Origin of the sequence: Mycobacteroides sp. H003 (assembly GCF_001440135.1) — a bacterium.
Classification (GTDB): domain Bacteria; phylum Actinomycetota; class Actinomycetes; order Mycobacteriales; family Mycobacteriaceae; genus Mycobacterium; species Mycobacterium gwanakae.
This window is the reverse complement of sequence record NZ_LJYL01000034.1, coordinates 1,339,685-1,365,482: the sequence shown is the minus strand read 5'-3', so window position 1 is coordinate 1,365,482 and position 25,798 is coordinate 1,339,685. Positions and strand designations below refer to the sequence as shown.

At 63.4% G+C, this 25,798-nt stretch carries 27 protein-coding genes; 12 read left to right on the top strand and 15 right to left on the bottom strand.

All coding sequences use genetic code 11. The annotated features are described in order from the left end of the window. Nucleotides 1-74: 74 nt before the first annotated feature. Both AOT87_RS26540 and AOT87_RS26535 read right to left on the bottom strand, forming a co-directional pair. Entirely contained in the window at nt 75-1,586 is a 1,512-nt protein-coding gene (locus tag AOT87_RS26540) for a PPE domain-containing protein (RefSeq protein ID WP_057967003.1), read from the bottom strand. Between the two features lie 224 nt (nt 1,587-1,810). Next, complete coding sequence (locus tag AOT87_RS26535; RefSeq protein ID WP_057967010.1) at nt 1,811-2,575, bottom strand: DUF1906 domain-containing protein; 765 nt, start codon at nt 2,573-2,575, stop codon at nt 1,811-1,813. A gap of 69 nt (nt 2,576-2,644) precedes the next feature. Between AOT87_RS26535 and AOT87_RS26530 the strand changes: the two genes are divergently transcribed. Next, a complete protein-coding gene (locus tag AOT87_RS26530; protein ID WP_057967004.1) occupies nt 2,645-4,309 on the top strand; it encodes an ABC-F family ATP-binding cassette domain-containing protein in 1,665 nt (554 codons plus the stop codon). Nucleotides 4,310-4,319: 10 nt separating this feature from the next. Here the strand turns inward: AOT87_RS26530 and AOT87_RS26525 are convergent, their stop codons facing one another. Then, a complete protein-coding gene (locus AOT87_RS26525) occupies nt 4,320-5,345 on the bottom strand; it encodes a fused (3R)-hydroxyacyl-ACP dehydratase subunits HadA/HadB (RefSeq protein WP_057967005.1) in 1,026 nt (341 codons plus the stop codon). A gap of 213 nt (nt 5,346-5,558) precedes the next feature. Between AOT87_RS26525 and AOT87_RS26520 the strand changes: the two genes are divergently transcribed. From AOT87_RS26520 to AOT87_RS26510, 3 genes are all read left to right on the top strand, one after another. Then, a complete protein-coding gene (locus AOT87_RS26520; RefSeq protein ID WP_227457801.1) occupies nt 5,559-5,816 on the top strand; it encodes a hypothetical protein in 258 nt (85 codons plus the stop codon). A gap of 61 nt (nt 5,817-5,877) precedes the next feature. Further along, nucleotides 5,878-6,831 (top strand): glycoside hydrolase family 6 protein, encoded by a 954-nt coding sequence (locus AOT87_RS26515; RefSeq protein ID WP_232785733.1) that lies wholly within the window; start codon nt 5,878-5,880, stop codon nt 6,829-6,831. A 20-nt stretch (nt 6,832-6,851) separates the two neighbouring features. Next, a complete protein-coding gene (locus AOT87_RS26510; protein WP_057967007.1) occupies nt 6,852-7,820 on the top strand; it encodes a patatin-like phospholipase family protein in 969 nt (322 codons plus the stop codon). Between the two features lie 13 nt (nt 7,821-7,833). Here the strand turns inward: AOT87_RS26510 and AOT87_RS26505 are convergent, their stop codons facing one another. Then, nucleotides 7,834-8,235 carry a PPOX class F420-dependent oxidoreductase gene (locus AOT87_RS26505; RefSeq protein WP_057969558.1) on the bottom strand — a complete coding sequence of 134 codons (402 nt, stop codon included), beginning with the start codon at nt 8,233-8,235 and terminating at the stop codon, nt 7,834-7,836. A 12-nt stretch (nt 8,236-8,247) separates the two neighbouring features. Beyond that, a complete protein-coding gene (locus tag AOT87_RS26500; protein ID WP_057969557.1) occupies nt 8,248-8,859 on the bottom strand; it encodes a class I SAM-dependent methyltransferase in 612 nt (203 codons plus the stop codon). Nucleotides 8,860-8,939: 80 nt separating this feature from the next. Between AOT87_RS26500 and AOT87_RS26495 the strand changes: the two genes are divergently transcribed. Beyond that, nucleotides 8,940-9,551, top strand: a complete 612-nt coding sequence (locus AOT87_RS26495) for a TetR family transcriptional regulator (RefSeq protein ID WP_057969556.1) — start codon at nt 8,940-8,942, stop codon at nt 9,549-9,551. A 162-nt stretch (nt 9,552-9,713) separates the two neighbouring features. Continuing rightward, nucleotides 9,714-10,511 carry a L,D-transpeptidase gene (locus AOT87_RS26490; RefSeq protein WP_057969555.1) on the top strand — a complete coding sequence of 266 codons (798 nt, stop codon included), beginning with the start codon at nt 9,714-9,716 and terminating at the stop codon, nt 10,509-10,511. Nucleotides 10,512-10,624: 113 nt separating this feature from the next. Here AOT87_RS26490 and AOT87_RS26485 read toward each other — a convergent pair whose 3' ends face one another. The 3 genes from AOT87_RS26485 to AOT87_RS26475 form a co-directional block, all read right to left on the bottom strand. Next, nucleotides 10,625-11,062 carry a hypothetical protein gene (locus AOT87_RS26485; RefSeq protein ID WP_057980227.1) on the bottom strand — a complete coding sequence of 146 codons (438 nt, stop codon included), beginning with the start codon at nt 11,060-11,062 and terminating at the stop codon, nt 10,625-10,627. 468 nt (nt 11,063-11,530) lie between these two features. Continuing rightward, nucleotides 11,531-11,974: an SRPBCC family protein gene (locus AOT87_RS26480; RefSeq protein WP_057967627.1), complete on the bottom strand. Its 444-nt coding sequence runs from the start codon at nt 11,972-11,974 to the stop codon at nt 11,531-11,533. A gap of 37 nt (nt 11,975-12,011) precedes the next feature. Then, nucleotides 12,012-13,016, bottom strand: a complete 1,005-nt coding sequence (locus AOT87_RS26475) for an adenylate/guanylate cyclase domain-containing protein (RefSeq protein WP_057967626.1) — start codon at nt 13,014-13,016, stop codon at nt 12,012-12,014. Nucleotides 13,017-13,157: 141 nt separating this feature from the next. Here AOT87_RS26475 and AOT87_RS26470 point away from each other — a divergent pair, with 141 nt between their 5' ends. The 3 genes from AOT87_RS26470 (at nt 13,158) to AOT87_RS26460 (ending at nt 17,001) form a co-directional block, all read left to right on the top strand. Further along, a complete protein-coding gene (locus AOT87_RS26470) occupies nt 13,158-13,604 on the top strand; it encodes a hypothetical protein (protein WP_057967625.1) in 447 nt (148 codons plus the stop codon). A 179-nt stretch (nt 13,605-13,783) separates the two neighbouring features. Continuing rightward, nucleotides 13,784-14,182, top strand: a complete 399-nt coding sequence (locus AOT87_RS26465; RefSeq protein ID WP_030097602.1) for an MmpS family transport accessory protein — start codon at nt 13,784-13,786, stop codon at nt 14,180-14,182. Nucleotides 14,183-14,217: 35 nt separating this feature from the next. Continuing rightward, a complete protein-coding gene (locus AOT87_RS26460; RefSeq protein WP_046255324.1) occupies nt 14,218-17,001 on the top strand; it encodes an RND family transporter in 2,784 nt (927 codons plus the stop codon). Here AOT87_RS26460 and AOT87_RS26455 read toward each other — a convergent pair. The 5 genes from AOT87_RS26455 to AOT87_RS26440 all read right to left on the bottom strand — a co-directional run bounded on the left by AOT87_RS26455 (nt 16,907) and on the right by AOT87_RS26440 (nt 20,393). Continuing rightward, nucleotides 16,907-18,175, bottom strand: a complete 1,269-nt coding sequence (locus AOT87_RS26455; RefSeq protein WP_057967641.1) for a PepSY-associated TM helix domain-containing protein — start codon at nt 18,173-18,175, stop codon at nt 16,907-16,909. The two genes, AOT87_RS26460 and AOT87_RS26455, sit on opposite strands and share 95 nt — an antisense overlap. Before the next feature lie 128 nt (nt 18,176-18,303). Beyond that, nucleotides 18,304-18,576 (bottom strand): hypothetical protein, encoded by a 273-nt coding sequence (locus AOT87_RS26450; RefSeq protein ID WP_057967624.1) that lies wholly within the window; start codon nt 18,574-18,576, stop codon nt 18,304-18,306. Nucleotides 18,577-18,762: 186 nt separating this feature from the next. Next, a complete protein-coding gene (locus tag AOT87_RS28920) occupies nt 18,763-18,900 on the bottom strand; it encodes a hypothetical protein (protein ID WP_157859036.1) in 138 nt (45 codons plus the stop codon). 117 nt (nt 18,901-19,017) lie between these two features. Continuing rightward, nucleotides 19,018-19,713, bottom strand: a complete 696-nt coding sequence (locus tag AOT87_RS26445) for a cupin domain-containing protein (protein WP_030097598.1) — start codon at nt 19,711-19,713, stop codon at nt 19,018-19,020. A gap of 71 nt (nt 19,714-19,784) precedes the next feature. Then, nucleotides 19,785-20,393 (bottom strand): TetR/AcrR family transcriptional regulator, encoded by a 609-nt coding sequence (locus AOT87_RS26440; protein ID WP_057967640.1) that lies wholly within the window; start codon nt 20,391-20,393, stop codon nt 19,785-19,787. Between the two features lie 125 nt (nt 20,394-20,518). Here AOT87_RS26440 and AOT87_RS26435 point away from each other — a divergent pair, with 125 nt between their 5' ends. The 3 genes from AOT87_RS26435 to AOT87_RS29645 are packed head-to-tail and all read left to right on the top strand — an operon-like array spanning nt 20,519 to nt 23,072. After that, nucleotides 20,519-21,454, top strand: a complete 936-nt coding sequence (locus AOT87_RS26435) for a metal-dependent hydrolase (RefSeq protein WP_057964599.1) — start codon at nt 20,519-20,521, stop codon at nt 21,452-21,454. Nucleotides 21,455-21,456: 2 nt separating this feature from the next. After that, nucleotides 21,457-22,623, top strand: a complete 1,167-nt coding sequence (locus AOT87_RS26430; protein WP_057967623.1) for a hypothetical protein — start codon at nt 21,457-21,459, stop codon at nt 22,621-22,623. A gap of 38 nt (nt 22,624-22,661) precedes the next feature. Continuing rightward, the gene (locus AOT87_RS29645; RefSeq protein WP_081343272.1) at nt 22,662-23,072 is read left to right on the top strand and encodes a WhiB family transcriptional regulator; all 411 of its coding nucleotides are present in this window, start codon (nt 22,662-22,664) and stop codon (nt 23,070-23,072) included. On the opposite strand, the gene AOT87_RS26425 is transcribed toward AOT87_RS29645, so the two are convergent. After that, complete coding sequence (locus tag AOT87_RS26425) at nt 23,062-25,008, bottom strand: YhgE/Pip domain-containing protein (RefSeq protein WP_057967622.1); 1,947 nt, start codon at nt 25,006-25,008, stop codon at nt 23,062-23,064. The two genes, AOT87_RS29645 and AOT87_RS26425, sit on opposite strands and share 11 nt — an antisense overlap. Nucleotides 25,009-25,011: 3 nt before the next feature. Further along, entirely contained in the window at nt 25,012-25,752 is a 741-nt protein-coding gene (locus AOT87_RS26420; protein WP_057967621.1) for a hypothetical protein, read from the bottom strand. Nucleotides 25,753-25,798 lie beyond the last annotated feature (46 nt).

The following is a 25,798-nucleotide window of genomic DNA, read 5'->3' as shown; positions in this document are numbered from 1 at the left end:
TCGATGTGATTCCGAAACATGAACAATGGGTCGATATTTCGAACGGCACGTATGTGCGGCAGTTGGTGCGTAGATCAGCGGGTTTCGCTGCCGTCTTCCGCGGTCTTCCACGTTCCCGGGAGCATGGGGCTCACCCGGCTTTCGGGGGAGTCGCCGGCGAGGGTGGTGAGTCCGGCGGCCTCGGCGGGTGCCGATGTGGTGCGCACACCGGCGAAGCCGAGCCTCCCGGCGCCGGTACGCGAGGCGCTCACCGTCAGCGGATCGTCGGCGGCGGTGTCGGCAGAGATGTCGTTCTCCAGGGTGGCGTATTCGTGACGGTACCCGCGGTCCTCGGCGGTTCCGCGACGGCGCCTGCGGCTCTTGGACTTTCCAGGGTTGCAGGCCAGTGCGGCCGCGGCCGCACTGGCACTGCTTGGGGCATGAGCCGCGGCGCCAGTGCTCTGGCCCATGGTTGGCCCGAACCCGAATCCGGGCCCGTCCCCCCGAACGGCGTATCCGAGTCCTTCTGCGCCAGCGGGTGGCGGGGTGGTGGGAGCCGGGGCAGAGGTAGGAGTCACCGTGGAGGTAGACGGTGGGGGAGGTGCGGCCGAGCTCGCCGTGGTCACCGTGCCACCGCTCATCGCGACCGCATTCGGCTGGTCGGCACGAGGATGGACGACCTCCGCGGCGACGTCGGCAGGTGGCGCCGCGGGCATCTGAGAGAGGCTGCCCAAGGTGATGGCGAGCGGCAGTGAGATACCCGCCGCGGGGCCCAAGATTGCGGCGTAGATCGGCGTTCCCATCACACCAAACGTTGCGGCATAGGCGAATACGAAGAACAGCGGCTGCCAGGTAACCAGGGCTGCGGCCGGATTGGTGGAGAAGTCGATGATGATCTGGATGATGGTGCCGACCGGGTCGGTAATCAGTCCCTTCAGCGCGCGATACATACCCAGGAAGTGTTGAGAGTTCGCCAGCAACATCTCGATGGGATCGTTCGGATCAGGCACGATGGGGGGTGGCTTGGTGGCGTCTTGAGCCGCGGCCCGCGCGGTGCGACCACTTTCTGGCGACAGCACCACCGGTGACGGGAGGGTCGGCGGTGCTGTGGTCACCGAAGTTTCCGAGACAGCCTGGTAGGTGCTCATCACGGTCGCGGCCTGTATCCACATCCGGATGTAGTCGGCCTCATTGAGGGCGATCGGAATGGTGTTGATACCAAAGAAATTGGTGGCGGTCAGCGCCCCATGCGCCGCATGATTCGCGGCGAGCTCTGCAAGGGTGGGCATGGTGGCCAGCGCCTCGGAATAGGCCGTGGCCGCCGTCTCGGTCTGGGCGGCCACTCCGGCGCTGACGGTACTGGTCTGCTGCAACCAGCTGAGGTATGGCACATGCGCCGCCTGGTACTGATCTGCGCTGGAGCCGTTCCAGGGACCGCTTTGTACCGTGCCCAACGTCGTGGTGAGTTCGGTTGCCGCCTCAGAATATTCAGTGCTCAACGAGCGCCAGGCATATGCCGCGGCGAGTAGAGACCCCGGGCCGGGGCCGCTGCTGAGTAGGGCCGAATGCACTTCGGGAGGTGCCGCCATCCATACCGGAGCCGTCATGACCTGTTGCCTGCGCCGTCGATCGGACCGACTGTGGGGGAATCAGTTTCACAACGCATCATCTGACCGATTTCCAGGGCCACACGCGGGCAGCCTGGCGTCTCCTCTCCAGTGCTGCTGACCGCCTGCGAGATCGGGCCAGCCAATGAAGGTTAGCGTAACCTTCCTTCGATGTGGGGGGCTTCCCTCCGCGGCAAATCTGGTTCGGCCGCGGTGCGAGATCGCTAGCGGCTCAAGTCCCACTGGCCGAAATCGGTTGCCAGTACATCGTCGACATCCACGTGGACGTCACCGATCAGTGGGCCGGGGTTCGACGCCGTGTTCACTGCGCTCTGGTACAGCACGGCGGCGGGCTCACGCGCCCCGCCTGACCACGCTCGTGTCTGCCAGGCCCAGCGGTAACCGCCGGTCGTGGAATGCCCGATGACGCCGTCGCCGATCGCCCACCCGCACGTCCGGGCGTGACCATAGATGCCGGTACGGCGAACTCCGAGTACCGAATTGATGCCCCGGAACCATTGGACTGCAAGCGTTTTCCAGGTGTTCTGGTCGATGTCCTCGTCGACGCTGAAGAAGATCGGCGCGGTATCGGGCCCATCCGCGGCCCCGTGTAGTCGCAAGGCGGTCTGGGCGTCGGCAACGCCGCCGTCGTAGCCGCGGGTGAAGTCGGACGGAGTGGGCCAGCCGGGCTTGCCGTACTGGTAGCAGCTGACGATGTGCAGTCCGGCGGCGCGTAACCCGGCGGTGTAGTCACGCGTGACGGGTTTGAAGTCAAAGGTAGCTCCCGGCCGCAACTCGGATACATAGACGAGGGCACCCGCGTAGCCGGCGGATTTGATCTGTTCGGGGGTCACCAGCCGCTCGGTGAAGTCGATCAGCTTTAGCCCGTCCGCGGAGGCACTCGGTGCGAGGACCATCGGAAGACCCGCGAGGATCGGTGCGGCCAAGGTGTATCGAAGGGCATCGCGTCTCGAAACCGGCCGGTGCATGGCGCGATGGTATCGGTCCGGCACGGGCGCGCGGGTTCTCTTGCGCCGTGATGATGCGACGATGAAGCCATGACGGCAACGCTTGTCGCGAAAAATGTGGCCGGCGGATTCGCTCACCGCACCCTCTTCGAGGGGCTCGATGTAACCGTTGCGCCGGGAGACGTGATCGGAGTCGTGGGCGCCAACGGCGCCGGCAAGAGCACCCTTCTGCGAATCCTCGCCGGGGATCTGGAACCACTCGAGGGTGTGGTCAGTGTTGCCCCGGCCGACGCATTCATCGGCTGGTTACCGCAGGAGCATGAGCGCCTCCCTGGGGAAACCGTCGCGGCCTACATTGCCCGCCGCACGGGGTGTACCGATGCCACTCAGGCCATGGAGGCTGCGGCCGCGGCGCTGGCCGACCCGGGGCAGGGGCTAGCGGAGGCCGATCTGGCCGAGGCCTACTCTGCGGCGTTTGATCGTTGGCTCGCCTCCGGGGCGGCGGACCTTGACGAGCGGCTGCCGGCGGCGCTGGCTGATCTGGGCCTCGGTCTGGATGCGGTGCGACCGGAGTCGACCTTGATGACGTCCTTGTCGGGTGGGCAGGCGGCACGTGTTGGACTGGCGGCCCTGGTGCTATCTCGGTTCGACATCGTCTTGCTCGATGAGCCGACAAACGATCTTGACCTGGACGGACTGGCCCGGCTCGAGGACTTCGTCCGCGATCTTCGTGGTGGCGTGGTGTTGGTGAGTCACGACCGCGAGTTTCTGGCCCGCAGCGTCACCCACGTCCTCGAACTGGACCTGGCGCAGAACACCACCACCGTGTTCGGTGGTGGTTACGAAAGCTATCTGGAAGAGCGTGAGGTTGGCAGGCGCCACCGGCGCGAACAATACGAAGAGTTCGCCGAAAAGAAGGCAGACCTGGTGGCGCGCGCTCGCACTCAGCGGGAATGGTCGAGCCAGGGTGTGCGTAACGCCATGCGCAAGGCTCCCGACAACGACAAGATCCGGCGCCGCGCGGCCTCCGAATCCAGCGAGAAGCAGGCGCAGAAGGTTCGCCAGATGGAGAGCCGGATCGCGCGCCTGGAAGAGGTGGCCGAGCCCCGCAAGGAATGGGTGCTCGAGTTCACCATCGGCGCCGCACCGCGTTCGAGTTCGGTTGTTGCGACTCTGGCCAATGCTGTTGTGCGGCAAGGCGACTTTGTTCTTGGGCCGGTCTCCTTGCAGGTTGATGCCGGTGAACGCATTGGGATTACGGGGACTAACGGGGCCGGAAAGTCCACACTGCTGCGGGTGCTGTTGGGGCGTCTGCAACCCGATGAGGGACGTGCGAGCCTGGGAGTAAATGTCTCGATCGGCGAAATCGACCAGGCGCGTGGCGATTTCACCGGCCCGGACCGGCTCGTGGACCGTTTCGAGCAGCGGTTACCGTCATGGTCGACAGCCGATATACGCACCCTGCTCGCCAAGTTCGGGCTGCGCGCCGACCATGTCGAGCGCCCGGTTGACGAGCTCTCACCTGGTGAGCGCACCCGTGCGGGTCTGGCATTGCTGCAGGCATGCGGCACCAATGTGTTGGTTCTGGACGAGCCGACCAATCACCTCGACCTCGCCGCCATCGAGCAGCTCGAGCAGGCGCTCGAGGCCTATGACGGTGCGCTGCTGCTCGTGACACATGATCGCCGGATGCTGCAGAACGTTCGGCTGGATCGATCCTGGAAGGTCGACAACGGACGCGTGACAGAGCTCTAGCGCTGTCAGATCAGCTGAAGCGGACGTTCAGCGTCGCCAGGCCAAAGATCTTCTTACCGCTGGACTTCGCGGTGACGACGATGACGCCGGTGCGCATTTCCGGATCCAGCGATTTGATCTTGCCACCGAACTCGATGTCCGCGCCTTCGGCGGACGACACGATGGCCGGTGCGGACAGTCGCACCGCGTAACGCGTCACCGCACCCGGGTCGCCCGACCAGACCGAGAAGAATCCGGCACCCAATCCCATGGTCAACATGCCGTGCGCGATCACATCGGGTAGTCCGGCCAGCTTGGCGATGTCTTCGTCCCAGTGAATCGGGTTGGCATCGCCGGCCACACCGGCGTAGTTGACCAGATCGCCTCGGGATAGTCGGGTGTGGTGCACCGGTAGCTCGTCGCCGACCCGCACATCGTCGAAGGACGGCGTGCCCGGTGCGCGGCTGTCCGCGGCGATCCGAACCTCGCCCTCGGGCCGGACGGTCTTCTCGTAGGCGTCGGCGGCTGTCCCGATGCCAGAGAAGTCGACGTCGTGCATCATCGCCCTCTGCACGGCGGCCATCGTCCCTGGACTGATTTCATCTGCGGTGATCCCGACGACGGTGGTGTGCAGCGTGTGCACGCGGGCGCCGGCTGTGTCGGTGAAGGTGTTGGTCACGGTGATCAGGTCTCTGCCCGCAACCCGGCGCACCGAGGTCAGTTCCACGTCGATGTGCAGCTCGTCACCGGCCACGATCGGGCGGTGCTGTTCAAAGACCTCTTCGGTCTGCAGGTAGGTGTCGTACCCGACGACCACGGATTCGAACATGCGCCGGTTACAGGCCATGGCCGGGGTCGACGTGAACGTCAACGGCGCCACCAGACCGGAATAGCCGAGCCCTGCGGCGGCGGCCTCGTCCCAGTGCGCGGGGTGGTAGTCCTGCACCGCGCGGGCGTACTCGCGCACCTTTTCGCGGCCCACCAGGTAGGGGCCGTCCATCTGGTAGTAATGGCCGACGCGTGCTTCGAGTGCCGACGCTTCTGCGGGTGCAGTCATGAGGTGTCCAACTTTTCTACCGGCCTGTTCGCTGAGGCCGACGGAAGCACCCTAGCGCGCAGGTTCTGGGTAGTTGGTCGCCGATCCATATCCGAAACCCTCGTTGCAGTGATCATTAGTTTGTAAAATGGGTGGTCACCGCCCGTATTCACCGTTGTTCTCGCTCTGAAACGGTGATCGGGGGTTGTGCCCGTACAAAGAAGGGAGGGCACTGTGGCAGCCATCATGAGAGGTGTCGTGACCGCGGCCTTTGCCGCGATGATCGCGGGTGCTTTTCAGGTCTCGGCCCCCGCGGCATACGCGGCGCCCAGCACTCGCGTGATGTGCGAGAGGGTCAACGAAGTCGGCGATTGCGAGGAACTCCCTCCCAACCAGCAGGACAGCGGAGACAACTGTGTACTGGTCAACGCGTTGGGCGCTTGTGAAGACAAGCAGGAAGTCGACGACCCTCCGCACACGATGGATAGATAGCGCAGATCGCCACTGGGCCGAATGGCGCTTGTTGTGGTGCTGAGGCTATTTTTCTGAGGTGATTTCCTCAGCTGCTGGTGTCCTCGCGCGACGGATCGCTCCCCTGCTGGCCGTGATGTGTCTGGGCCTTTTCGTGGGTCCGGTGGCGCGGGCGGACAACCCGTTGGACGGTCAAGGGTTCTACGTCAACCCGAACTCGGCGGCGATGCGTGCCGCGCAGAGCGCCGGGAGCCCCGAGTTGACGGCCATCGCCAACACGCCGCAGGCGTACTGGATGGACAATGTGTCGACTCCCAGCGTGGACGCGAAGTACATCAGCGCGGCGCAGGCCTCCGGCGCCACCCCGGTGCTGGCCCTCTACGCAATCCCCCACCGCGACTGTGGCAGTTTCGCCGCCGGCGGTTTCGGATCCGCCGATGCCTATCGGGGATGGATCGATGGCGTCGCATCGGCCGTGGGATCGGGGCCAGCGGTAATCATCCTCGAACCGGACGCCCTGGCCATGGCGGACTGCCTGTCTCCCGGCCAACGCCAGGAACGCTTCGAGCTGATGCGCTATGCCGTCGACACGCTGACCCGTAATCCGGCCACGGCCCTCTATGTCGACGGTGGTCACTCGCGGTGGGTGAGTGCCGACGTGATGGCGGCCAGACTCAACGATGTCGGCGTCGGAAAGGCCCGAGGCTTCAGCCTCAATACCGCGAACTTCTTCACCACGGATGAGGAAATCGGTTACGGCGACGCGATTTCGGGAATGACGAACGGCGCGCATTACGTGATCGATACCTCGCGTAATGGAGCGGGCCCCACCGCGGATGCCCTCTACTGGTGTAATCCCAGCGGCCGCGCATTGGGCACTCCGCCCACGACGGCCACCGCGAGCCCGAACGTCGATGCCTACCTGTGGGTCAAGCGTCCCGGGGAATCTGACGGTTCATGCGACCGCGGGGATCCTCGGGCCGGCACCTTCGTGAACCAGTTCGCGATCGATCTGGCGCGGAACGCGGGCCGGTAGGGATCGCGCACTATCGACGTATGGGAGGCGCTCGAGTGACGGACGGGCAGCTTTCGCTTATCGACGTGTTGGCCGCCCGGTTGGCTACCGGTAGTCGCCCCGGTAATCGCCAGGACGGCCACCGTGTTGCGTTGGCGATCGAAGGCGGTGGTAACCGATCGGCCTACTCCGCCGGTATGTGCATCGCACTCGATGAGCTCGGCCTGACCAGTTGTTTCGACTCGGTCTACGGCACTTCGGGCGGCGCGCTGAACGGGGCTTGGCTGCTGACGGGGGAGGCGCAGCGGTGGCTGCCGTCGTGGGCGTGGCCAGAAGTGGCCGCTGCGAAGGTGAATGATCCGGCGCGGCTGCTGCGCGGCGGCCCGGTAGTTGATCTCAAGGCACTGGTCGGTAACGTCTACACCTCAATCACACCGATGAATTTCGATGCAATACTTGGCAATTCGATCACGTTTCACCCGATCGCCACCGATGCGCGGACCGGTGCGGCATGTGACTTGGCTCCATACGTCGTAGGCCGGGCGTCGTTGCAGACAGCATTACGGGCGAGTGCGTGCCTGCCGCTGTTAGCCGGCCCGCCAGTGCAACTCGCGGGCCGTGCATTCGTCGATGGGGGCGTTGCCGAGGCAATTCCCTGGCCCTCGGCTGTCGCTCAGGGTGCCACGCATGTACTGGTGTTACGCACCCTGCGCGAGGACCAGGCGGCATCCGTGGCCGGGCTCGAACTCTTGGCGTTGATGCCGTACTACCTGCGGCATGCGCGCGGTGCCGGTCGGAGCCACCTCAGTCGGCACCTCGCGTACCGGCGCGCTGACAACGCCCGGACGCGAGGCGTGGAGTTTGTTCAGGTGCGTCCCCCTGTTGGCGCGCATGATGTGTCGGGGCTATCCCGGGACCTTGCCGCTATCGCGAGCGCCATCGAGATCGGGCGGGTCGCCCTCCGGGGCGTCATCGACGAAATGCGATTGCAGGCGCAGCCTCACAAATAGTTTGGCTTGCCGCCTACGCCAGTCCTGTTTCCCTGCCGCGTGTCTGGGGGCCATCGATTCCCCACGAGATGATCCGACGCGGGGTGATGCGGATGATGTCACCGCTCAGCCCGTCGTCGGTGCTGCCGCGGCCCGCAAGCGCCTCCGCGAGCCCACGGACCTCGATGCCGTGGGCTCGCGGAGGTTTCACCGAGACCACTTCATCGACGATGAAGGCCACCCGTGGATTGCTGATCACGTTGCGCCACTTCTGTGTTGATGCCAGCGTATGACCGACGATGTCGATCGTCATTCCGTCCGAACCGATGTGTACCCCGACCGGTCTGATTTGCGGATCGCCATTGGCCCCGATGGTGCACAAGCGACCGATGGGCTGATTGCGCAGGAATTCTTGTTCACCCGGGGTGAAGGTCATGACTTCGCCACCTCAAGCCTTGCGGGCGGTCACGAGATGTCCGGGTAGCAGCGCACGTGCCTCGCCGGTCCCCGCCTGGAGAAGTGCAGGTCGAATGCTCTCGACCTGCCAGAGCGGTGAAACCACCGCGCGCAGTTGCTCTTCGGAAAACTGGGTGGGTGCCGGATCCGCGTGATCGGAAAAGGCGCCGGTACCAAACGCCAGAATGTAGAACGAGGCGCCAGGTGCCGCCGCTCGATGTGCGGACTGCACGTAACCGTCCCGTAGTTCCGAGGGCAGCGCATGCAATAGGCCGCTGTCGAAGATGGTGGAGAAGCGGCCGTCGTAGCCGGTGAATGAGCTGATATCCGCCTGTTGGAATGTGGCGGTGTGCAGACCGCGCTGGGCTGCCGCGGTGGTGGCGGCCTCCACCGCGGTCGGCGCCAGGTCGAGCCCGACGACAGTGTGTCCGCGTGTGGCCAGGGCGAGCGCCAGCTCTGCGTATCCGCATCCGGCGTCGAGCACCTCGCCGCGGACAACCCCGTCTTGCTCGATGAGTGCGGCGTACTCGGGCTGCGGTTCGCCGATGTTCCATGCCGGCTTGTCTTCCCGGTAGGCACCATCCCAGTCGATCACGTGTGTCATTCCCGCTGTCCCTTCATGTGGATACTCTTGACTACGATAACTCAACAGTTGTCTACTTTTATTCCTGCGAGGATGTTGACATGTCTGCACCTGCACCCGAGCGCAAGGGACAGCGGACCCGACAGCGCATCTTGTCGACTGCCCGGCGGGTGTTCGCCGAACTCGGGTACGAGAAGGCCACGATTCGCGGTATTGCGGCGGCGGCCGCCGTGGACAAGTCCTCGGTCATCCAGTACTTCGGGAGCAAGAGCAACCTCTTCCGCGAGGCCGTCCAGTGGCGCATCCCGGTGGATGAGCTGACAGTGCCGGATCCGGCGGTGACGGCGGAGAACTACTTGCGCGGGCTGCTCTCGGGATGGGCGGCGGAGCCGGACGGTCCGATGGCGGTCCTGCTGCGCAACAGCATGACCAGCGAGGATGCGTTGGAACTGTTGCGCGAGCAGGTAACCGAGCATGCGGTGAGTTCGGTGGCGGCCACCATCGAAGCGCCTTACGCACGGCTGCGCGCGGCGCTGTTGAGTGCTGTGTTGATGGGTATCGCAAGCCAGCGTTATCTACTGCGCATGCCCGATTTAGTGGCCGCCAGCGACGACGAAATTGTCGCGTTGATGGCTCCGTTGTTGACGGCCCTTATCTCTCCCGAAAACGCCTCCCGAAGTGCGGCGATTTGGGGTTCGCCCGAGACCAGTTAGCGGGCTGTTTTCGCGGACATTTTCGTTATCAAACCGTGGGGAACGCGTTATCGAAACGGCAAGCGCGCCCGCTACTTCGGGCCTTGACGCGTCCATACGATCACATCATTCATGACGAAGTGGTCATCCCAAAGGGGTCGGTCGATGAGGACAGTTCTTCACATGGTTGTCGCAGTATCCGTGGTCGCGGCGACGATGGCCGGGCGTGCCGTCGGCATCGAGGCCGCGGCTGTCAGCATGCCGCTCGATCTGGACGTCAGATCCATTGCGCCCATGCCGGATAGGCCGGTGGGTGTCGCACATCCGGTGGTGGTGACATTCAATGGGCCCATCGCTAATCGCGAGGCCGCCGAGCGGGCGCTGCGGATCACCTCCACACCCGCCATGACGGGGAAGTACGAATGGCTCGAGGACAACGTCGTGCAATGGATGCCAGATCAGTTCTGGCCGTCGCACAGCACCGTGAAGCTCATGGTGGGCGGCAAGCCCGCGGAGATCACCACCGGCCCGGCTCTCGTCGGTATCGCCAGCATCTCGCGGCACACGTTCACCGTGTCCTATGAGGGAGTGTGGAGAAGGCCATCGGACGGGGCATCGGGATTGCCTGCACCACATCATCTTCCGCGCCTGGGGGAAGAGGGGGTCTTCCCGGCCTCCATGGGCCGCCCGGAGTATCCGACGCCCATCGGCACCTACGCGGTCCTCGGAAAGGAGCGCTCGGTGCTGATGGATTCCAGTAGTGTCGGCATCCCGGTCACCGCCGCCGATGGCTACAAGATCGATGTGGAGTACGCCGTCCGCTTCACCAGCCGTGGTCTGTTCGTGCACGCGGCTCCGTGGGCCGTACCGGCCATGGGCTATGAGAATGTCAGCCACGGCTGTATCAGCCTGAGTCCCGCGGCAGCCCAGTGGTACTTCGACAACGTCAACGTCGGCGACCCGGTGGTCGTGCAAGAGTAGTGGCGCGTGGCCAACGTAATCTTTTGTGGTTCTGAATATTTGGCGAGAAACAATGATGCCGAGGCCGCATTCGCGGCCTCGGCATCATTGAAGAAGCGGGTGTGGTTGGGCGCTCAGCCTTGCGGACCGGCGGGGGTCGGAATACCCGGCGTCGGCGCGCCCGGGACCGTGGAACCGACCGGGACGCCCTTTCCGGCCACGGGGCCTGCGGCCAGGGCACCATCAAGGGGCGCGGCCGCAGGGACCACGGCAGGTGCGGCCGGAACTACCGGTGCGGCCGGAACCACTGGCGCCGCAGGAACAATCGGTGCGGCCGGGATGATGGGCGCTGCCGGTACGACAGGTGCCGCAACAGGCCCCGGCAGTATCGGCACCCCGGCCACGGGCGCGGCGCCTGCGGCGGGGGCGCCGACTAACGCACCCTTGCCGGAGCCTCCGGGGCCGTCTTCAACCGCGTGGTGCGCGCTCCCGGATGACTCTGCGACTGCGGATGGCGCCCATACGAACGCGGCCGCACATAAACCAGCGCTGGCAATTACCTGAATAGCCATTCGATCAAAGATGATGATCGCCACCGACCCGACTCCCTAGCTTGAGCGTGTAAATCACGCTGGTGAAATTCGATGGCTGAACTTTATAACGCCCCAAAATTGACGTCCAGCTGACGTTCAGGTTGGTTATGAAGTTGATGCGGAATGTGAACTGTGGCTGTGACCTAACGGGCGCACGGCGGTAATCAGATGCCGCCCAGATGTCCGGCTAATCGCCATGTCAGAAGGCGCATACCGATGAGACCGAGGGTATTTTCAGGCGAGATGGAACTGTGACGGAATGGTATTCGATATGAGTCGGTAGTCACGTAAAAGCGCAGGTGTCTGAATAAATGAAGATCACTCGGTTTATAGGGGGCGAATGTGATTAATTAGCAATGCCTAAGAATGGCGCACGAACTGAACCAGAAATGCAAATTTCTACTCTGGAATTCAAAATACGTTCGTGACTCAAATAGTCTTGGCTTTCTATGCTTTCCCGGCAGCACCCCGGCGCGCCGCTTCCCGGCGTGCGCCGTCGACGAGGCTCGACATTGATTTACGCAGGACCCACACCATCGCGGTATCGGGTACCGGGATCAGTGGAGTGGACTCCATGGAATAGCGCACGGCCGTTCCCCGCGGGTGGTCGGTGAGGGTGATGGTTCCGATGTGTGAGCGCACCGGCAGTCCACCGACGACGCGATACTGAATACGTTCCCCGGCAACAAGTTCGAGGATCTCTTCCTTGACGCCGACCGGGCCCACACCGATTCGGTGAATCGCCCCCACACCCTGCCGTTCGGTGGTGCCAGGCCGGACCAGCGTGACTGTGAAGGGCAGAAATTCGTTGTACCCTTCGCGGTCGGCGAACAATTCATACACAGTCTTTCGGGGTGCCTCGAAGATTGTTTCCTCGATGTACTGCGCCATGTGATGTCCTTTCCTGTCCGTCAAAATCATTGGGTCGTTATGAGCGTTTGCGGGTTCGCAAGACATGCGAACCCAACCGGGAGAACCCCTTGACGCGCACGCCGCGCAGGTGACGGAGAACGAACTCGTCGTCGTCTCCCAGTGCCGCCGCGGCGGCGTCGTCGAGAAGGATCGTTCCGGGCCGGGCCACGCCGGTCAGTCGTGCGGCGACGTTGACCACGGTGCCGTAGAGATCGCCGAAGCGTACGAGCACTTGTCCGTAGGCCAGGCCCACCCGGATCTGCGGCATATCCGGAATTTCCTGTGCTGCTGCAGTAATCGCTGCATTCATGGCAACGGCGATGCGCGCGCCGGCCCCGGCGCTCGCGGCGGCGAACATGACTTCGTCGCCGACGTTCTTGATCACCCAGCCGCCGTGGGTGGTGACTGCCTCGGTGAGTGCGGTCTCGAAGGTCTCGAGCAGATTGGTCAGTTCGTCGAGGTCCAGATGGCGGGAGAGGCGGGTATAGCCAACCATGTCGGCGAAACCAACAAGCAATTGTCTTGTGGTGCTACCAGATTCATTCGACCGAGTGAGTGCTGCAGCCAAATGTCGCTGCCAGGCATAGTCCTGCAAGTCGGTCAGTGTGGAGATTGTGCGTGTAACCGCGTCGACGCTTGACCCGGTTGTGAACGCGTCGCCATCGTTGGCAATGCGATCTTCGACCTCGCGGGTCAGTAGGTCTGCCTGCCATTCGGCCAGCCGCGCCATGGCCTGGCCGAGGGTGCGGGCCGCGGTGACCTGGCTCTGCTCGTTGGCTGCGGTAGCCGTTCCCAATGCGGCGAAGGTGCGGATCGCGGCGACGTCGGCATCGGTGAACACGACCTCGTCGTCGCTTTCCGCTGCGGCGAAGCCCAGTGCCACCCATAGCTTGCGGGCGCGTTCGACCGGGACGCCGGACAGCTCGGACACCTGAGACCGGGTGTACTTGCGGGGGCCACCGAGGAGCGACTGCTCGATCGCGGCGTCCACCACCTCGTTGAGCTCGCGAGACTCGGCCATCTCGCCAGTACAACACACCTACAACCCGGTGTCGGCAGAACCCTGTGAGCCGCAGGCAGTGTCAGGAACCTTGACTTGATTCAGAGAAACCCCGAGTATCTCCAGGGAGATTCCTCGATGGCGGGGCAAAGGGACGGTGCGATGAACTGGAACTTCTTGGGGCACAACTGGCACCTCTTCGGGTACCTGGCGATTCTTGCTTTTGTGGCCCTGCTGACCTTCGCGACGTGCATGTTCGTGTACACCACTCGCTTGAGGAAGCAGGCGTCGTCACCACTGGCGGACCGGATCGGTGGCTATCCATTGGTCTTGAGGAAGGTACGCAAACGGGAGCCGATGTCGCCCGATGAGCTCACCTTTGCACGGCAGGCCATCGCCGATCGCGGATCGTTGTGGGCCTTCTCCATTCCGGCGACCATCTTCAGCCTGGGCTGCTTCTATGTGCTCGGCAGCCTGGAGCAGCTACATGGAGCCACCCCCTCCGAGCGGACGTTCCTCGGGGTCATTCCGATGATCTCGTCGATCAACATCACGGCGCAGGTGCTGCGGATGCGGCGGCTGAAGGGGCGGCTGCCGCGCGCGTCGTGATGCCGATCTGACGGATTGTCGGGGCCGGCGAAAGTTGCCGCTCGCATTCCCAGGTTTGGCTGATAGCATTTCCGACCGTACTTATGTCAGCTTCATTGACATGCACGCGGCGCGAGGTCCGGGAGGGTGGTCGGGTGAGCCGACGTTCGGTTGGCAGGACGTTCCTGGCACGCGCCTGGATGCCGCTCGTCGCCGTCATTGCGCTGGGAGTGGCCGGTGGCTCGATGCTGAAGGTGCACGAACTGTCCGCTCCCGGACCGGTGCTCACCGTCAATCCGCCGCAGGCGCCACCGGAGTTCACGCCCAAGACGCTCACCTACGAGGTCTTCGGCACGGTCGGGAATGGCGGGATGCTGAGTTATGTCGATATCGATGGTCATCCGCACCAGGTGGACGTGACTGCGCTGCCGTGGTCACACACGGAGACGACGACTCTCACCGTGGTTTCGGGCAGCATTTCGGTACAGGTGCGTGGGGGGCAGGTCGGTTGCCGGATACGGGTGAATGACGTTGTCCGCGACGAGATGTCCGATGACCATGCCGACGCGAACGTCATGTGCAGGGTGAAGTCCGCATGAGCGAGCACCGGGTGAAGAGGCCCTTCGTTCCCAGGATGGTTCGCATCCTGGCGGTGCCGATCATCGTCTTCTGGGCCATTGTCGCGGTGACGACGAATACGTTCGTGCCGCACGTGGAAGACGTTGCCGCCGAGCTCGCCGGTCCGATGATCCCGCACTACGCGCCGTCGCAGCGGGCGATGCTGCAAATCGGGGAGAAGTTTCACGAGTCGACGTCCACCAGCCTGACCATGCTTGTGCTGGAGGCCGATCGGCCACTCGGCGCCGCTGATCACGACTATTACGACGAGTTGGTGCGCCGGCTCAAGAACGACACCGAGCATGTGCAGTACGTGATGGACACCTGGGGAAAGCCGATCACGGCAGCCGGGGCTCAGAGTCTCGATGGCAAGTCCGCGTTCGTATTGCTACGTCTGGCCGGCGATATCGGCCAGATGCAGGCGAACAAGTCCGTTGACGCGGTCAAGGACCTGATCGATAAGGACACTCCGCCACCGGGACTCAAGGTCTATGTCAGCGGTGCGGCACCGCTGGCCTCGGACACGTTGAGCGTCGCGAACTCGAGCCTGAACAACATCACGATCGTCACGATCTTCCTCATCATCTTCATGCTGCTCATGGTGTACCGGTCGGTCACCACGATGCTGGTGCCGTTGTTCGGAGTTCTGGTCGAGATGCTGGTCGCCAGAGGAGTTGTCGCGACCCTCGGACATTTCGGATATATCGAGCTGTCCTCATTCGCCGTCAATATCGTCATTTCGCTGACGCTGGGCGCGGGCACCGACTACGGCATCTTCTTGCTGGGGCGCTATCACGAAGCGCGCAACGCGGGATTGAGCCGGGAGGACGCTTTCTATGCGGCGTACCGCGGCGTTTCTCATGTCATCATCGGCTCGGGTCTGACGATCGCGGGCGCTGGTCTATGCCTGAGCTTCGCTCGTCTCAACTACTTCCACACGATGGGCCCGGCGGTCGCCATCGGCATGCTCTTGACCATCGCAGCAGCGCTCACCCTCGGGCCGGCGATGCTGCATCTGGGCAGCCTGTTCGGGCTCTTCGATCCCAAGCAGAAGGCCAAGGCGCATCTGTATCGGCGTATCGGGGCCAGTGTGGTGCGTTGGCCCAAGCCGATCCTTGTGGCAAGTGCGGCAGCGGTTCTCGTGGGCGCGGTCTTCGTGCCGACCTATCAGGTGAGCTATGACGATCGGGCCTATCAGCCGTCCGACGCCCCCGCGAAGGAAGGTTTTGCGGCGGCAGACCGGCATTTCCCGCCGAGCAAGTTGTTCACCGAGATGCTCATGGTCGAATCGGATCACGACATGCGTAACTCGGCCGACTTCATCTCGTTGGACCGGGTCTCCAAGAGCCTGGTGCGGCTTCCCGGCGTTGCGATGGTGCAGAGCATCACCAGGCCGATGGGACGAGCGCTCGAACATGCCTCTCTGCCGTACCTGTTCACCACTCAGGGGAGCGGGAACGGTCAGCAACTGCCCTTCACGAAGGCTCAGAACGCCAACACCGACAAGCAGGCCCAGATCATGGCGCACTCGGTGGCGGTCTTGCGACAGACCATCGACCTGACGCAAAAGCTCGCGGATGAAATGCACAACACCGTCGTGACGATGGAGGACATGCAGCAAGTCACCAAGGACATGAACGAGAAGGTCTCGAACCTCGACGACTTCATGCGGCCGCTGCGCAACTACTTCTATTGGGAACCGCATTGTTTCGACATCCCCGTATGCCTGTCGTTCCGATCGCTGTTCGACATGCTGGACAGCATCGACAAGTTGGCCGCCGACATCAAGGATGCGGTGGGCTCCCTTGAGGTCGTCGACCAGTTGTTGCCGCAGATGGTTTCGCTGTTGAAGCTCACCGCCAACGATCAGGAAGCGCTGCAAGCCCTCATCGTCAACACCTACGGCCAGACGAATCTGCAGTCCACCGCCACGGACCAGACATTCGACGACATGATCAATGTCGGTAACGACTTCGACGCGTCCCGTAGCGACGACTTCTTCTACATACCGCACGAAGCTTTCGACAATGAGGACATCAAAACCGGTATGGCGCTGATGATGTCACCGGATGGCAAAGCGGCCCGGTTCATCGTCACGCACATGGGCAATGCCATGGGGCCGGAAGGAATTGAACACGTCAACGAGTTCCCCGATGCCATTACGACGGCGCTGAAGGAAACCTCGTTGGCGGGGTCAAAGGTCTATATCGGCGGAGCGGGGTCGAATAACAAGGACATCAAGGAGTACGCCGCATCGGATCTGCTCATCGCGGCGATCGCGGCCTTCACGCTGATTTTCTTGATCATGATGGTCATCACCCGAAGTCTGGTGGCGCCGTTCGTCATCATCGGCACGGTGGCCTTCTCGTTCGCGGGCGCGTTCGGGCTTTCGGTGCTCATTTGGCAGCATCTCGTCGGTCTGCCCTTGCACTGGTTGATCCTACCGCTGACGTTCATCATCTTGGTGGCAGTGGGCTCGGACTACAACCTGCTGCTGATCGCCCGGCTCAAAGAAGAGACCCATGCCGGATTGAACACCGGACTCATCCGTGCGCTGGGAAGTACGGGAGGCGTTGTCACCTCCGCGGGTTTGGTGTTCGCCTTCACGATGCTGGCGATGCTTTCCAGTGATTTGCGAACCATCGGCCAGGTGGGCACCACCGTGTGCATCGGGCTGCTGCTCGACACGCTGATCGTGCGCTCCTTCATCGTTCCGGCCCTCGTTCGGCTACTGGGGACGTGGTTCTGGTGGCCAACGCGGGTGCTTTCGCGTCCGCGCCGGGAGCCGGTGCGTTCCTGAGTCGCGCACGCAAGCGGGCCCGGCGCCGCCAATGCCAGGTGCTCAGGCCGGTGAGTCCGAGCAGTAGTGGAGCCATGCCGAGAACGAACCAGATCGAGCGCCAGTAGCCGTTTACGGCAAGGCCGAAATGCGCGGCGGGCCCGGCCCATTCGTCGGCGATGGCGTTCGATGCGGTGGCAGGTTTGTCGCGGAGGATCTGCACGTGGCCGGCGTCGTGGGCGTCTACCCCGACAGAGCGGTTGCCGTGGTAGTTGAGGCTGTGCGCCCGCAAATCCGGTTCGCCGGGATCCAGGAGATCCACGGTGTAGAACGCATTGTCGTCATCCGGGAGCCCGATCCAGGTCACCTCGGACCCCGGGAACTGGCGCGCGGCGGCGTCCATGGCGCGTTCCACGGTGATGTTCTGGCCGCCGGGGCCTCCCGTGAACGTGCGCTCGGAGGCGTGCCCCCCGGTGAGGGAGTACCAGAGGGTGGTCAGCCCGGGGGCCTCGAATTGCATTCCGGTCAGCCCCCATACGATCAACGGTGCCGTGGCGACGATGCCGATCATGGCGTGCAGGTCGAAATCACGGGCGAACCGCCCGGAGGCCCATCGCACACGTAAGGCGTTGCGTAACTTTCGAATCGCCTTCCACCAGATGTACGGCGCGGGAACCACCAGGAGGAGCAGGATAAGGGCCGCCAGGGCGAGTAGTGCGGACCCCCAGGACATTCCGGCGAAGGCGTTGAGCTGCGCCAGCGGGGAAGGCTGAGTCAGGATGGGCAGATAGCCGCTGTAGCCCTCGCAGGTGAACCCGCAGTCGTGCATGTTGACCAGGAATCCCAGTACTCCCGCGCCGAGATCGATTCGGCCGTTGAGGAGGCCGGTGCCCGCGTCGACGAAGAATGTGTCATGTGTTCCGGAGGCGTTGAGTAGATACACACCGTCCTTGAGAGAAGCACTCGCAAGCTGGATTTCGGGGTAGCGCGATTGGACCTCGGTGATCGCCCGCGCGAATCCGACCGGTTCGGCTGCGGATGTGGTGCGGAAGATCTCGGGGTGCAGTGCCCGGACCAGCTCCGGCTGGTACACGAGTATGGCGCCGCTGGTGCTGATGATCACCACGAGGAGTCCACCGATGAGGCCGATCCAGCGGTGAGTGAGAACCAAGGCGCGCCGCAACCTCAGGGACACACGCCGGCGTCGGGGTGTGGCCACCTTCTCCTCCATAACGCGCACCGACCGCTGTCCGGGAAGTAAGGCTAGTGGTAGTGAACCAGCAATGGGGCGCTACCTTACCGGCGAGCGAACCGCATTGTGGGCTAAGCGCTTCCGATGTCCGTGATGACGCCGCTGAGCGCGTCGTAGGAACGGATCAGCAGATCGCGTAGCTCGGCGCGGTCGACGATGCTGTCGGTCAGCCACGCCATGCACATGTCGACGATGTAGACGACCCAGGCGCGCGCGATCATGCGTTGGGCGGGCGTGGGCGTCCCTGAAACGATCCTCTTGAGCGTGTGTTCCGTTACCACCGCACGGTTGCTGTCCAGGATCTCCCGGACCGCCGGGTCGGTGCTGGCCAGTCCGCGGGTCATCGCGATGTACGCGTGCGGATGCTGCTCGATGTGGTCGAGGTAGGCGTCGAGCGAGGTAAGGAACTGCTCGTACGGCGGCAGTGCGGGGTCGACCGTGATCGCCCGTAGAAATGACTCGGAATCGCGGCGGACAATCTCGCCGACGAAGGTCTTCTTGTTGCCGAAGTAGTGGTAGATCAGGGCGGACTATACGCCCGCTTCTTGGGCGATGTGCTCGATCCAGACCTCGTCACAGGGGCGGGTGGCGAAGAGTACCGAGCCGACCCGCAGCAGTTCGTCGCGGCGGGCTGCCACGGAAAGACGAGTTCGGGGAGTCGTTGACATCAGTTGGGCCACAGGATAGCGGGGCCCAGGTGCTTTCCGGGATTTTGCGCCGGCCCTATGGTGCGATTCTCGGACTCGTGGTGAATCGCGGGTTGGAGCGCCGATTCGGCCCGCACATCACCGGTTAGGCCTGCGCAGGATGGTGACGGACTCATCGATCTTTTTGAATGATGCGAAGGTTTCCGTCGGTACACCGAATATCGCGGCGAGGACATCGGGCGGCAGCTTGCTGATCGACGCGCCAATGCCAATGTCATCCTTGCCTTCCGCGGTGCTGGCGTTGAACACGATCAGCAGCTTGAGGTCCTCGGTGCCCTTGTTCTCGAAATAGTGCAGCGATCCTTGAGGCGCGAAGACGACATCGCCGACGTGCGCGTCGAAGGTTTCACTGTGTCCCTCCGGGTCCAGCAACGTCCACTTCGCCACACCGCTGGTGATGACGTTGATCTCCCAGGCACTGGGATGCCAGTGGGGTTCCCGTATTCCGCCGGGTTGCAAGGTCACCATGACGATGCTGGCCTGCTGCCCGGTGAGGATAGGGAAATTGCCCTCGTGAGCCTGCCGCAGATCGCCCCCGTCGAAGGTCTGCGGCGCCAGCGCGCCAAGGTGAAACAGGTGCGGTTGTGCGGTGTTCAGCTCGGCGGGGAGGCGGGGATCGCCGAAGCGGGCGGCGTCATCGGTCACGGTCTGATCCTTTACGTCGTCACGGGAGCGGGGAGAAGACAGAGCCCGGTCGGCCCCCGCGCCGGCGACGGCTGCGACGCCCGCCACTCCGGCACCGCCGAGGACGGTGCGTCGATTGATCGGCTTCATAACGTCAAGGTAGGACCACCCGACTAATTATGAAAGGCGATAGAAGCGATTAATTTAAACGGAATTGGTGATTAATTGGGGCGCTGGGCCAAGATGGCTCCGCCGAGCCAGCGCCTGAGAAAGCTGCGCAGTTCGTCGCGGGAACGCGTGGCTTCATTGGGGGAGACGAAGAACGACAACATGATTCGTAGGGCGAACTCGACGAGTCCGCGTTTGGCATCGTCGTCGTACCCATACTGATCCCATTCGACGTCGAATCGGCCGAGCATGCGAAGACCGAACGCCTGTGCCTCGTCCGAGGTCATATCGCTGGTGTGTGAGTGTGCGTACGGTTCGGACATCATGATGGCCAAATGTGGTGTGCGAGTGACCTCTTCCAAGGTGTAGAGCACACCCTCGGTGAGTGCTTCGGCGGGATCGGTGATGCCGCGCACGACTCCCGTCAGCCGGTCCAGGAAGCTGTCCACCGACGCGATGGAGGCCGCGTGCATGAGTGCGTCAGCCGTCGGGAAGTACCGGTAGACCGTCTGCCGGATGACGCCGAGTTCAGCCGCGACGTCGGCCAGGCTTACCGCTGAACCTGTCTCGCCGATCAGCTTCACGGCTGCGGTCACTATCCGATCGGATGCCTCGACGTCGCTGTTCGGTGGTTGACCGTCCCATCCCCGTCTACGCGCCATCGTGAAGTTCCCTGGCCGCCGGCATCCACGCAGCATATCGACCGTTGACACCACCCGCTCGATCCAGTAATCATACAGAACAACAAATAAGTGTCTGATTGTATGTTCTAAGCGAGGTGCCTTTCATGACGGAACTCATCGTGCGCAAGTTGCGGTTTGCGTTCGCCGACCATCACGTTCCGTTCCTGTGGAACGAGTCCAACCCGGCCTTTTCGAGCATGGCCAACGCGGTCTCCTTCCTGGCGATCGCATTCGAGAAGATGATCGGGCAGATGATTCCCGAGGCCATGCCGCTGATCGCCGATCCGGCGATCGCCGAGGAGGCCGAGGCCTTCGTTCGGCAAGAGGGACAGCACTCCATGGGTCATCGCCAGCACGCCAAGGGTCTGATCAAGAGTTACCCGGGCCTCAAGGAGACCCTGGATGAGGTAGTCGCCGCCTTCGACGAACTGACCGCGAACAAGCCGCTGAAGTATCGGTTGGCGTACACCGCCGACCTGGAGGCGACGTTCACCCCGGTCTTCAAACTGATGCTGGATCACGACGACACCCTGTTCGCGCCGGGCGATGATCGCGTCGCCTCGCTGTTCCTGTGGCACTTCGTCGAAGAGGTGGAACATCGCAGCTCGGCGCTGATCATCTATGACGCGGTGGCCGACGATCCCTGGTACCGCATGCGCGTGGCGCCGTCGATCTTCAGGCATGTCTGGTCGGTGTTGCGCATCGCTTGCGAGGGCTTCAACAAGCATGTCCCTCTCGAGGATCGTAAGGTGGACGCGCTGTCGATGTTCGGCATGCAGGCGCGGAAGAAGTCTCTGCTGCAACGGCTTCCGTTTGTAAACGCACCGTATGACGGCCCCATCGAGAACGCGTTCAGTAGCTTGCCGGTGCGTGAGGTGATGGTTGCGATGTCGGGCGCGGTGCGCAGTCAGATCCCGGGGCACAATCCAGCGCACGAGAAGTTGCCGGCCCTGGCCGACGAGTGGTTCGCGCGATATGAGGCCGGTTATGAAGTCACACAGTGGTACACGGCTGATCCGGCGGCGCAGGTGGGAGTCTGAACGTGTCTTATCTGTGTGCCCCCACATTCGCCGATCTGGCAGCGCGCCTGGGATTCTCGTGCGACACCGCGGGAGGGATCGTCGCCTTCCGCAGTCCGTTCTCACTGGAGAACTGGACGCTGCCGGTCCTGGAGCTGACCGTAATCGCTGGGGCGGTGTTAGCGCTGGTCTACGCGATCATTCGGCTCCGCCGCCACAACGATCCAACAAACATCGTCGTGTGGTTCGGAGCGATCGCATACCTGCTGATCATCGAACCGCCGCTGTACTTCCCCGGGCCGTTCGGTATCAGCGAGCACGTGGACACGATGTTCGCGCACAACGTTTTTACTGTCGACTTCTTGTGGGGCCGGTTGCCCCTGTACATCATCGCCATCTACCCGATGATGGCCACCGTGGCCTTCGAGATCGTCAGGACACTGGGCGTCTTCCGCCGCTACGGCGTCCTGATCGGAGCAGCCTGCGTCGGTACGGTGCACCACGCGTTCTACGAGATCTTCGACCACCTCGGCCCGCAATTGCGCTGGTGGGAATGGACTCTGGACAATCCGCTGAACAAGCCATTCTTCGACTCGGTCCCGATGGGCAGCGTGGTCGTCTTTGCCGCACTGTGGCCGATGTCGCTGGCGTTCTGCGCCCAGTTGTTCGTGGGTCGGCATGTGGACGCCGGACGATCCTTCACGGGCAGTCAGATCATCTGGCGCACGGTGGTTATCGGCGTGCTGGCATCGATCGGTACCGCGGTCTTACCGCTACCGGCAACCATCGCCGGTGCGGTATCGGGCAGCACCACCGTGGTGGGTGTCGTCTATGTCCTGGAGCTGATCGCCGTCGTGGCAGTGGCGGTGCCTGTGCTGATCAGACAGTGGCGCGGTGTTCGGCGCGACGGCGCGGACGGTTACACCACGCATCCGGCCATCCTGATCTATGCGGGGCTCTACCTGGTGGTGATGACGGTGCTGTGGGTGACGGCGCTGCCCGGCTACTTCGGGGCGGACCATGGCGTGACCGGCGCCGGCGATCCGATCGGCAGTCTTTGGTATGCCGCGATTTGTTTGGGCACCGCGGCGGCGAGCACAATCGCCGCCTGGACTGTCGCCGCACCTGCCCGCCGAGATGGATTGGCGCAGCGGACGCGCACAGTAGCGATTGGCGCCGGCGAATCCTAGAGCCAGTCGGGACAATTCCGCGGCGCACATTGTCCAAACTGGCTATCGCATTCCGGCGGTCAGGGGCTCCAGACTCGGTGGATGCGGATGGCATCGACGCGCCGGAATGCTTTCGGGCGGTTTGGGGCACGGCCGTGACACGACCAAAGTTTCGCGGCCTGGAACCGGGTTTGGATGAATTGGAGTGGCAGGTCAAAGCGGTCTGTCGTGGAATGTCGACGGATATCTTCTACTACGCCGAAACTCAGCGTGGAGCCTTGCGAAAGCAATACGAGGTGCAGGCGAAGCAGATCTGCAACGCGTGTCCGGTACGCAGGCCGTGCGCGGCATACGCCATGAGAACCGATGAACCACACGGTGTTTGGGGTGCGATGACAACGCGGGAGCGTCGAGTGGCCATGACACGCTCGCGACGCAAAGCCACCACGGCGGAGCGTGCTACATCTTGATCGACGGCAGCAGCCGCGTCAGATTCCAGAGTTGATTACGCCGGGCCGACAGGCTGGTAATCAGGAGCCCGCCCAGTGCGATGCAGAGCAGTGTGATCACCGACTGCCACAACCTGCCATCGATGCCGCCCAGAATCAGTTGACGTAGTCCGTCGACGCCATACGTCATCGGATCGTATTTGTGCAGCACTTGGAAGGGTCTCGAGGTGGTTTCCACCGGATACATGCCGCCGGCGCTGACCAGCTGCAACATGAGTAGGGCCATGAGCAGCACCCGCCCGACAGCCGGACCCACCAGCGCGTTGATGGCCTGGGTAGCGGCAACGAACGCGAATGAGACCAGCACCATAAACGCGAGCATCGCGACGGGGTGCGCGGCGTGCATTCCGAGCGCGAATCGCACCACGCAGTACAGGATGATCGCCTGGAAGATTCCGATGGTGGCGGCGGGCAGATAGCTGGAGAGGGCCACCCGAATCGGCAGAACCTCCGCCGCAATCGCACGAGTCTGCAAGGGCCGCAATATCATCCACAGCACCAATGCGCCGAAGAACAACGCCAGCGTGACGAAGAACGGCGCCATGCCGGTTCCGAAGTTGGGTGCGGCGTTCTCATGCGAGGTCTCCAGATGCACCGGACCGCCGATGGTGTCGGCGATGGCGTCCTTCTGCTGGGCACTCCAGTTGGGCACCTGCTTGGCGCCTTCGGCGAGCTTGGTCGCCAGTTCGGCCGAGCCGGAACGTAGCTGTGCGGTACCCGATTTCAGTTGTTGCGCACCGTCGTCCATTTGGGCGATACCACTGGACAGTTGCGCGTTCCCGGTGGCCAGCTGCTGCGCGCCGTTACGCAGCTGGGTGAGCTTGTTGGTGAGCTCCTGGCCCTTGCCGCCGACCTGATCGAGCGCAGACTTCAGCGGGCTGCCGGGTCCGCGCAGCGTCTCGGTCATTGCGATCGACGCGTTCTCCGCGTCGGTCAGTTGCTGGCGAACCTGGGGTGTGAACTGATGCTCGCGTAACTGATCCTGTATCCCGCGCAACGTGTTCGCCGCCGGGTCCTGGCGTCCGGCCAGCTGGTCGATCACCGGGCTGAGTGCGTTGGCGGCGCTGTCCTGCGCCTTCGCGATGCCCTCGATCTGATCGTTGGCCTGCCGGAGCGCGTCGGTGCCCTGCTGGAGCTTGTCGGTGCTGCCGCCGATGTTCGCGACCGCCTTGCTGACGGTCAGCAGGGGATCGGTTGCCTGGTTGATGCCGTCGGAGAGCTGCTTGGCGCCGGTGGCCAGTTGCGCTGATCCGGGTCGGGCCGTGTGCAGCCCGTTGGCGAGCTGCCCGGCACCGTCGTCGACCTTGGCCGCGCCGTCTGCGAGTTTCTGCGCGCCGTCGGCGGCCTGCTGGATACCCGCGCCGGAGGAGACCACGACGGACAGAACCTGATTGACGGCCTGGCCGGATATGCGGGTCGAGACGGCATTGAGCACCTGGTCGATTGCGGTGCGGCCGATGCTCGAGGAGATGTAATTGTTGGCATCGTTGTAGACGGCGACCAGATTGGCCTGCTTCGGCTGACCGGTCAGTGGCGAGGCGATGGCCTCACTGAAATCGGGCGGTAGCTCCAACATGAAGTAGTACTTGCCGTGGTCAACTCCGGCGCGCGCCTCATCGAGATTCAGGACGTGCCAGTCCATGCTGCCGTCAGCGGTGAGGCTCTTGGAGATCTCCTCGCCGATGTTCACCTGCTGGCCGGAAACAGTGGCGCCCTTGTCGGCGTTGACGAGGGCCACGGGCATCTTGTTGACGTGACCGAAGGGGTCCCAGTAGGCCCACAGATACAGCGCGCCGTATACCAGCGGCAGCAGCATGAGGACCACGATCGCGGCGCGGGTCATTCGGCTGCGACCGAAACGCTTTATTTCTGAACCAAATGCGAGTCCAGCGAGCATGGGCTAGTCCCTCCCGGTGAGGATGCGATGGTCGTGCAAGTCGTGGATGGGCGCGTCGATACCCAGGGGGTTGGTCACCCCGACAACGACGGTGCGGTTTTCGGCGAGCGCACCGAGTCGTTCGACGGCCGTGGCCCGGCGGGAGTTGTCGCGGACCTGTTCCAGGTCGCCGATGACCAGGATTGGCCGGTCGGAGAGCAGTGCCAGCGTGATCCGCAGCAGGAACAGGTCGAGGTCAGACAGTTCGACGATGTACGTGCCCGCCGAAGGGGTGGGAAGCTCACCGAATACTTCGGCCAGTTTGTCGCGTCCGGTGTCGGCAGGGACCCGCGAGAACCACGGTGCCAGCCAGCGGACCTGCTCGGCGAGAACGGTCTGCACGGTCACGGTCTCTTCGAGCTCATCGATATCGGCGAAAGCAGCGATGGCACAGTGTCGGCGGATCGCCCGCGGATCGCTGTCACCCATCACGGTGACCGTGCCGTGGCTGGGCTTGAGTCGTCCGGCCAGCGCCAGTAGCAATGTGTGCTGTCCGGGTCCACCGGGCATCTGAATGGCGTGGAACCCCGAGGTGAGTTCCAGGTCGATATCGGAGAAGAGCGGTCCGTGTTCACCGTCCACGCCCAGCCCCGTGGTGGTGATCAGGGCCGAAGCACTCTCCGGGGGAGCGTCCTCTCCCGGCTCCTCGGGTAGCGCGGTATCCGATTCATCCGATGTGGTGTCCGGCTCGTCCTGTGCGTTCACGGGTTGCTCGTTTCAGATCGCTGACTGGCACGTCCATTCGATCAAA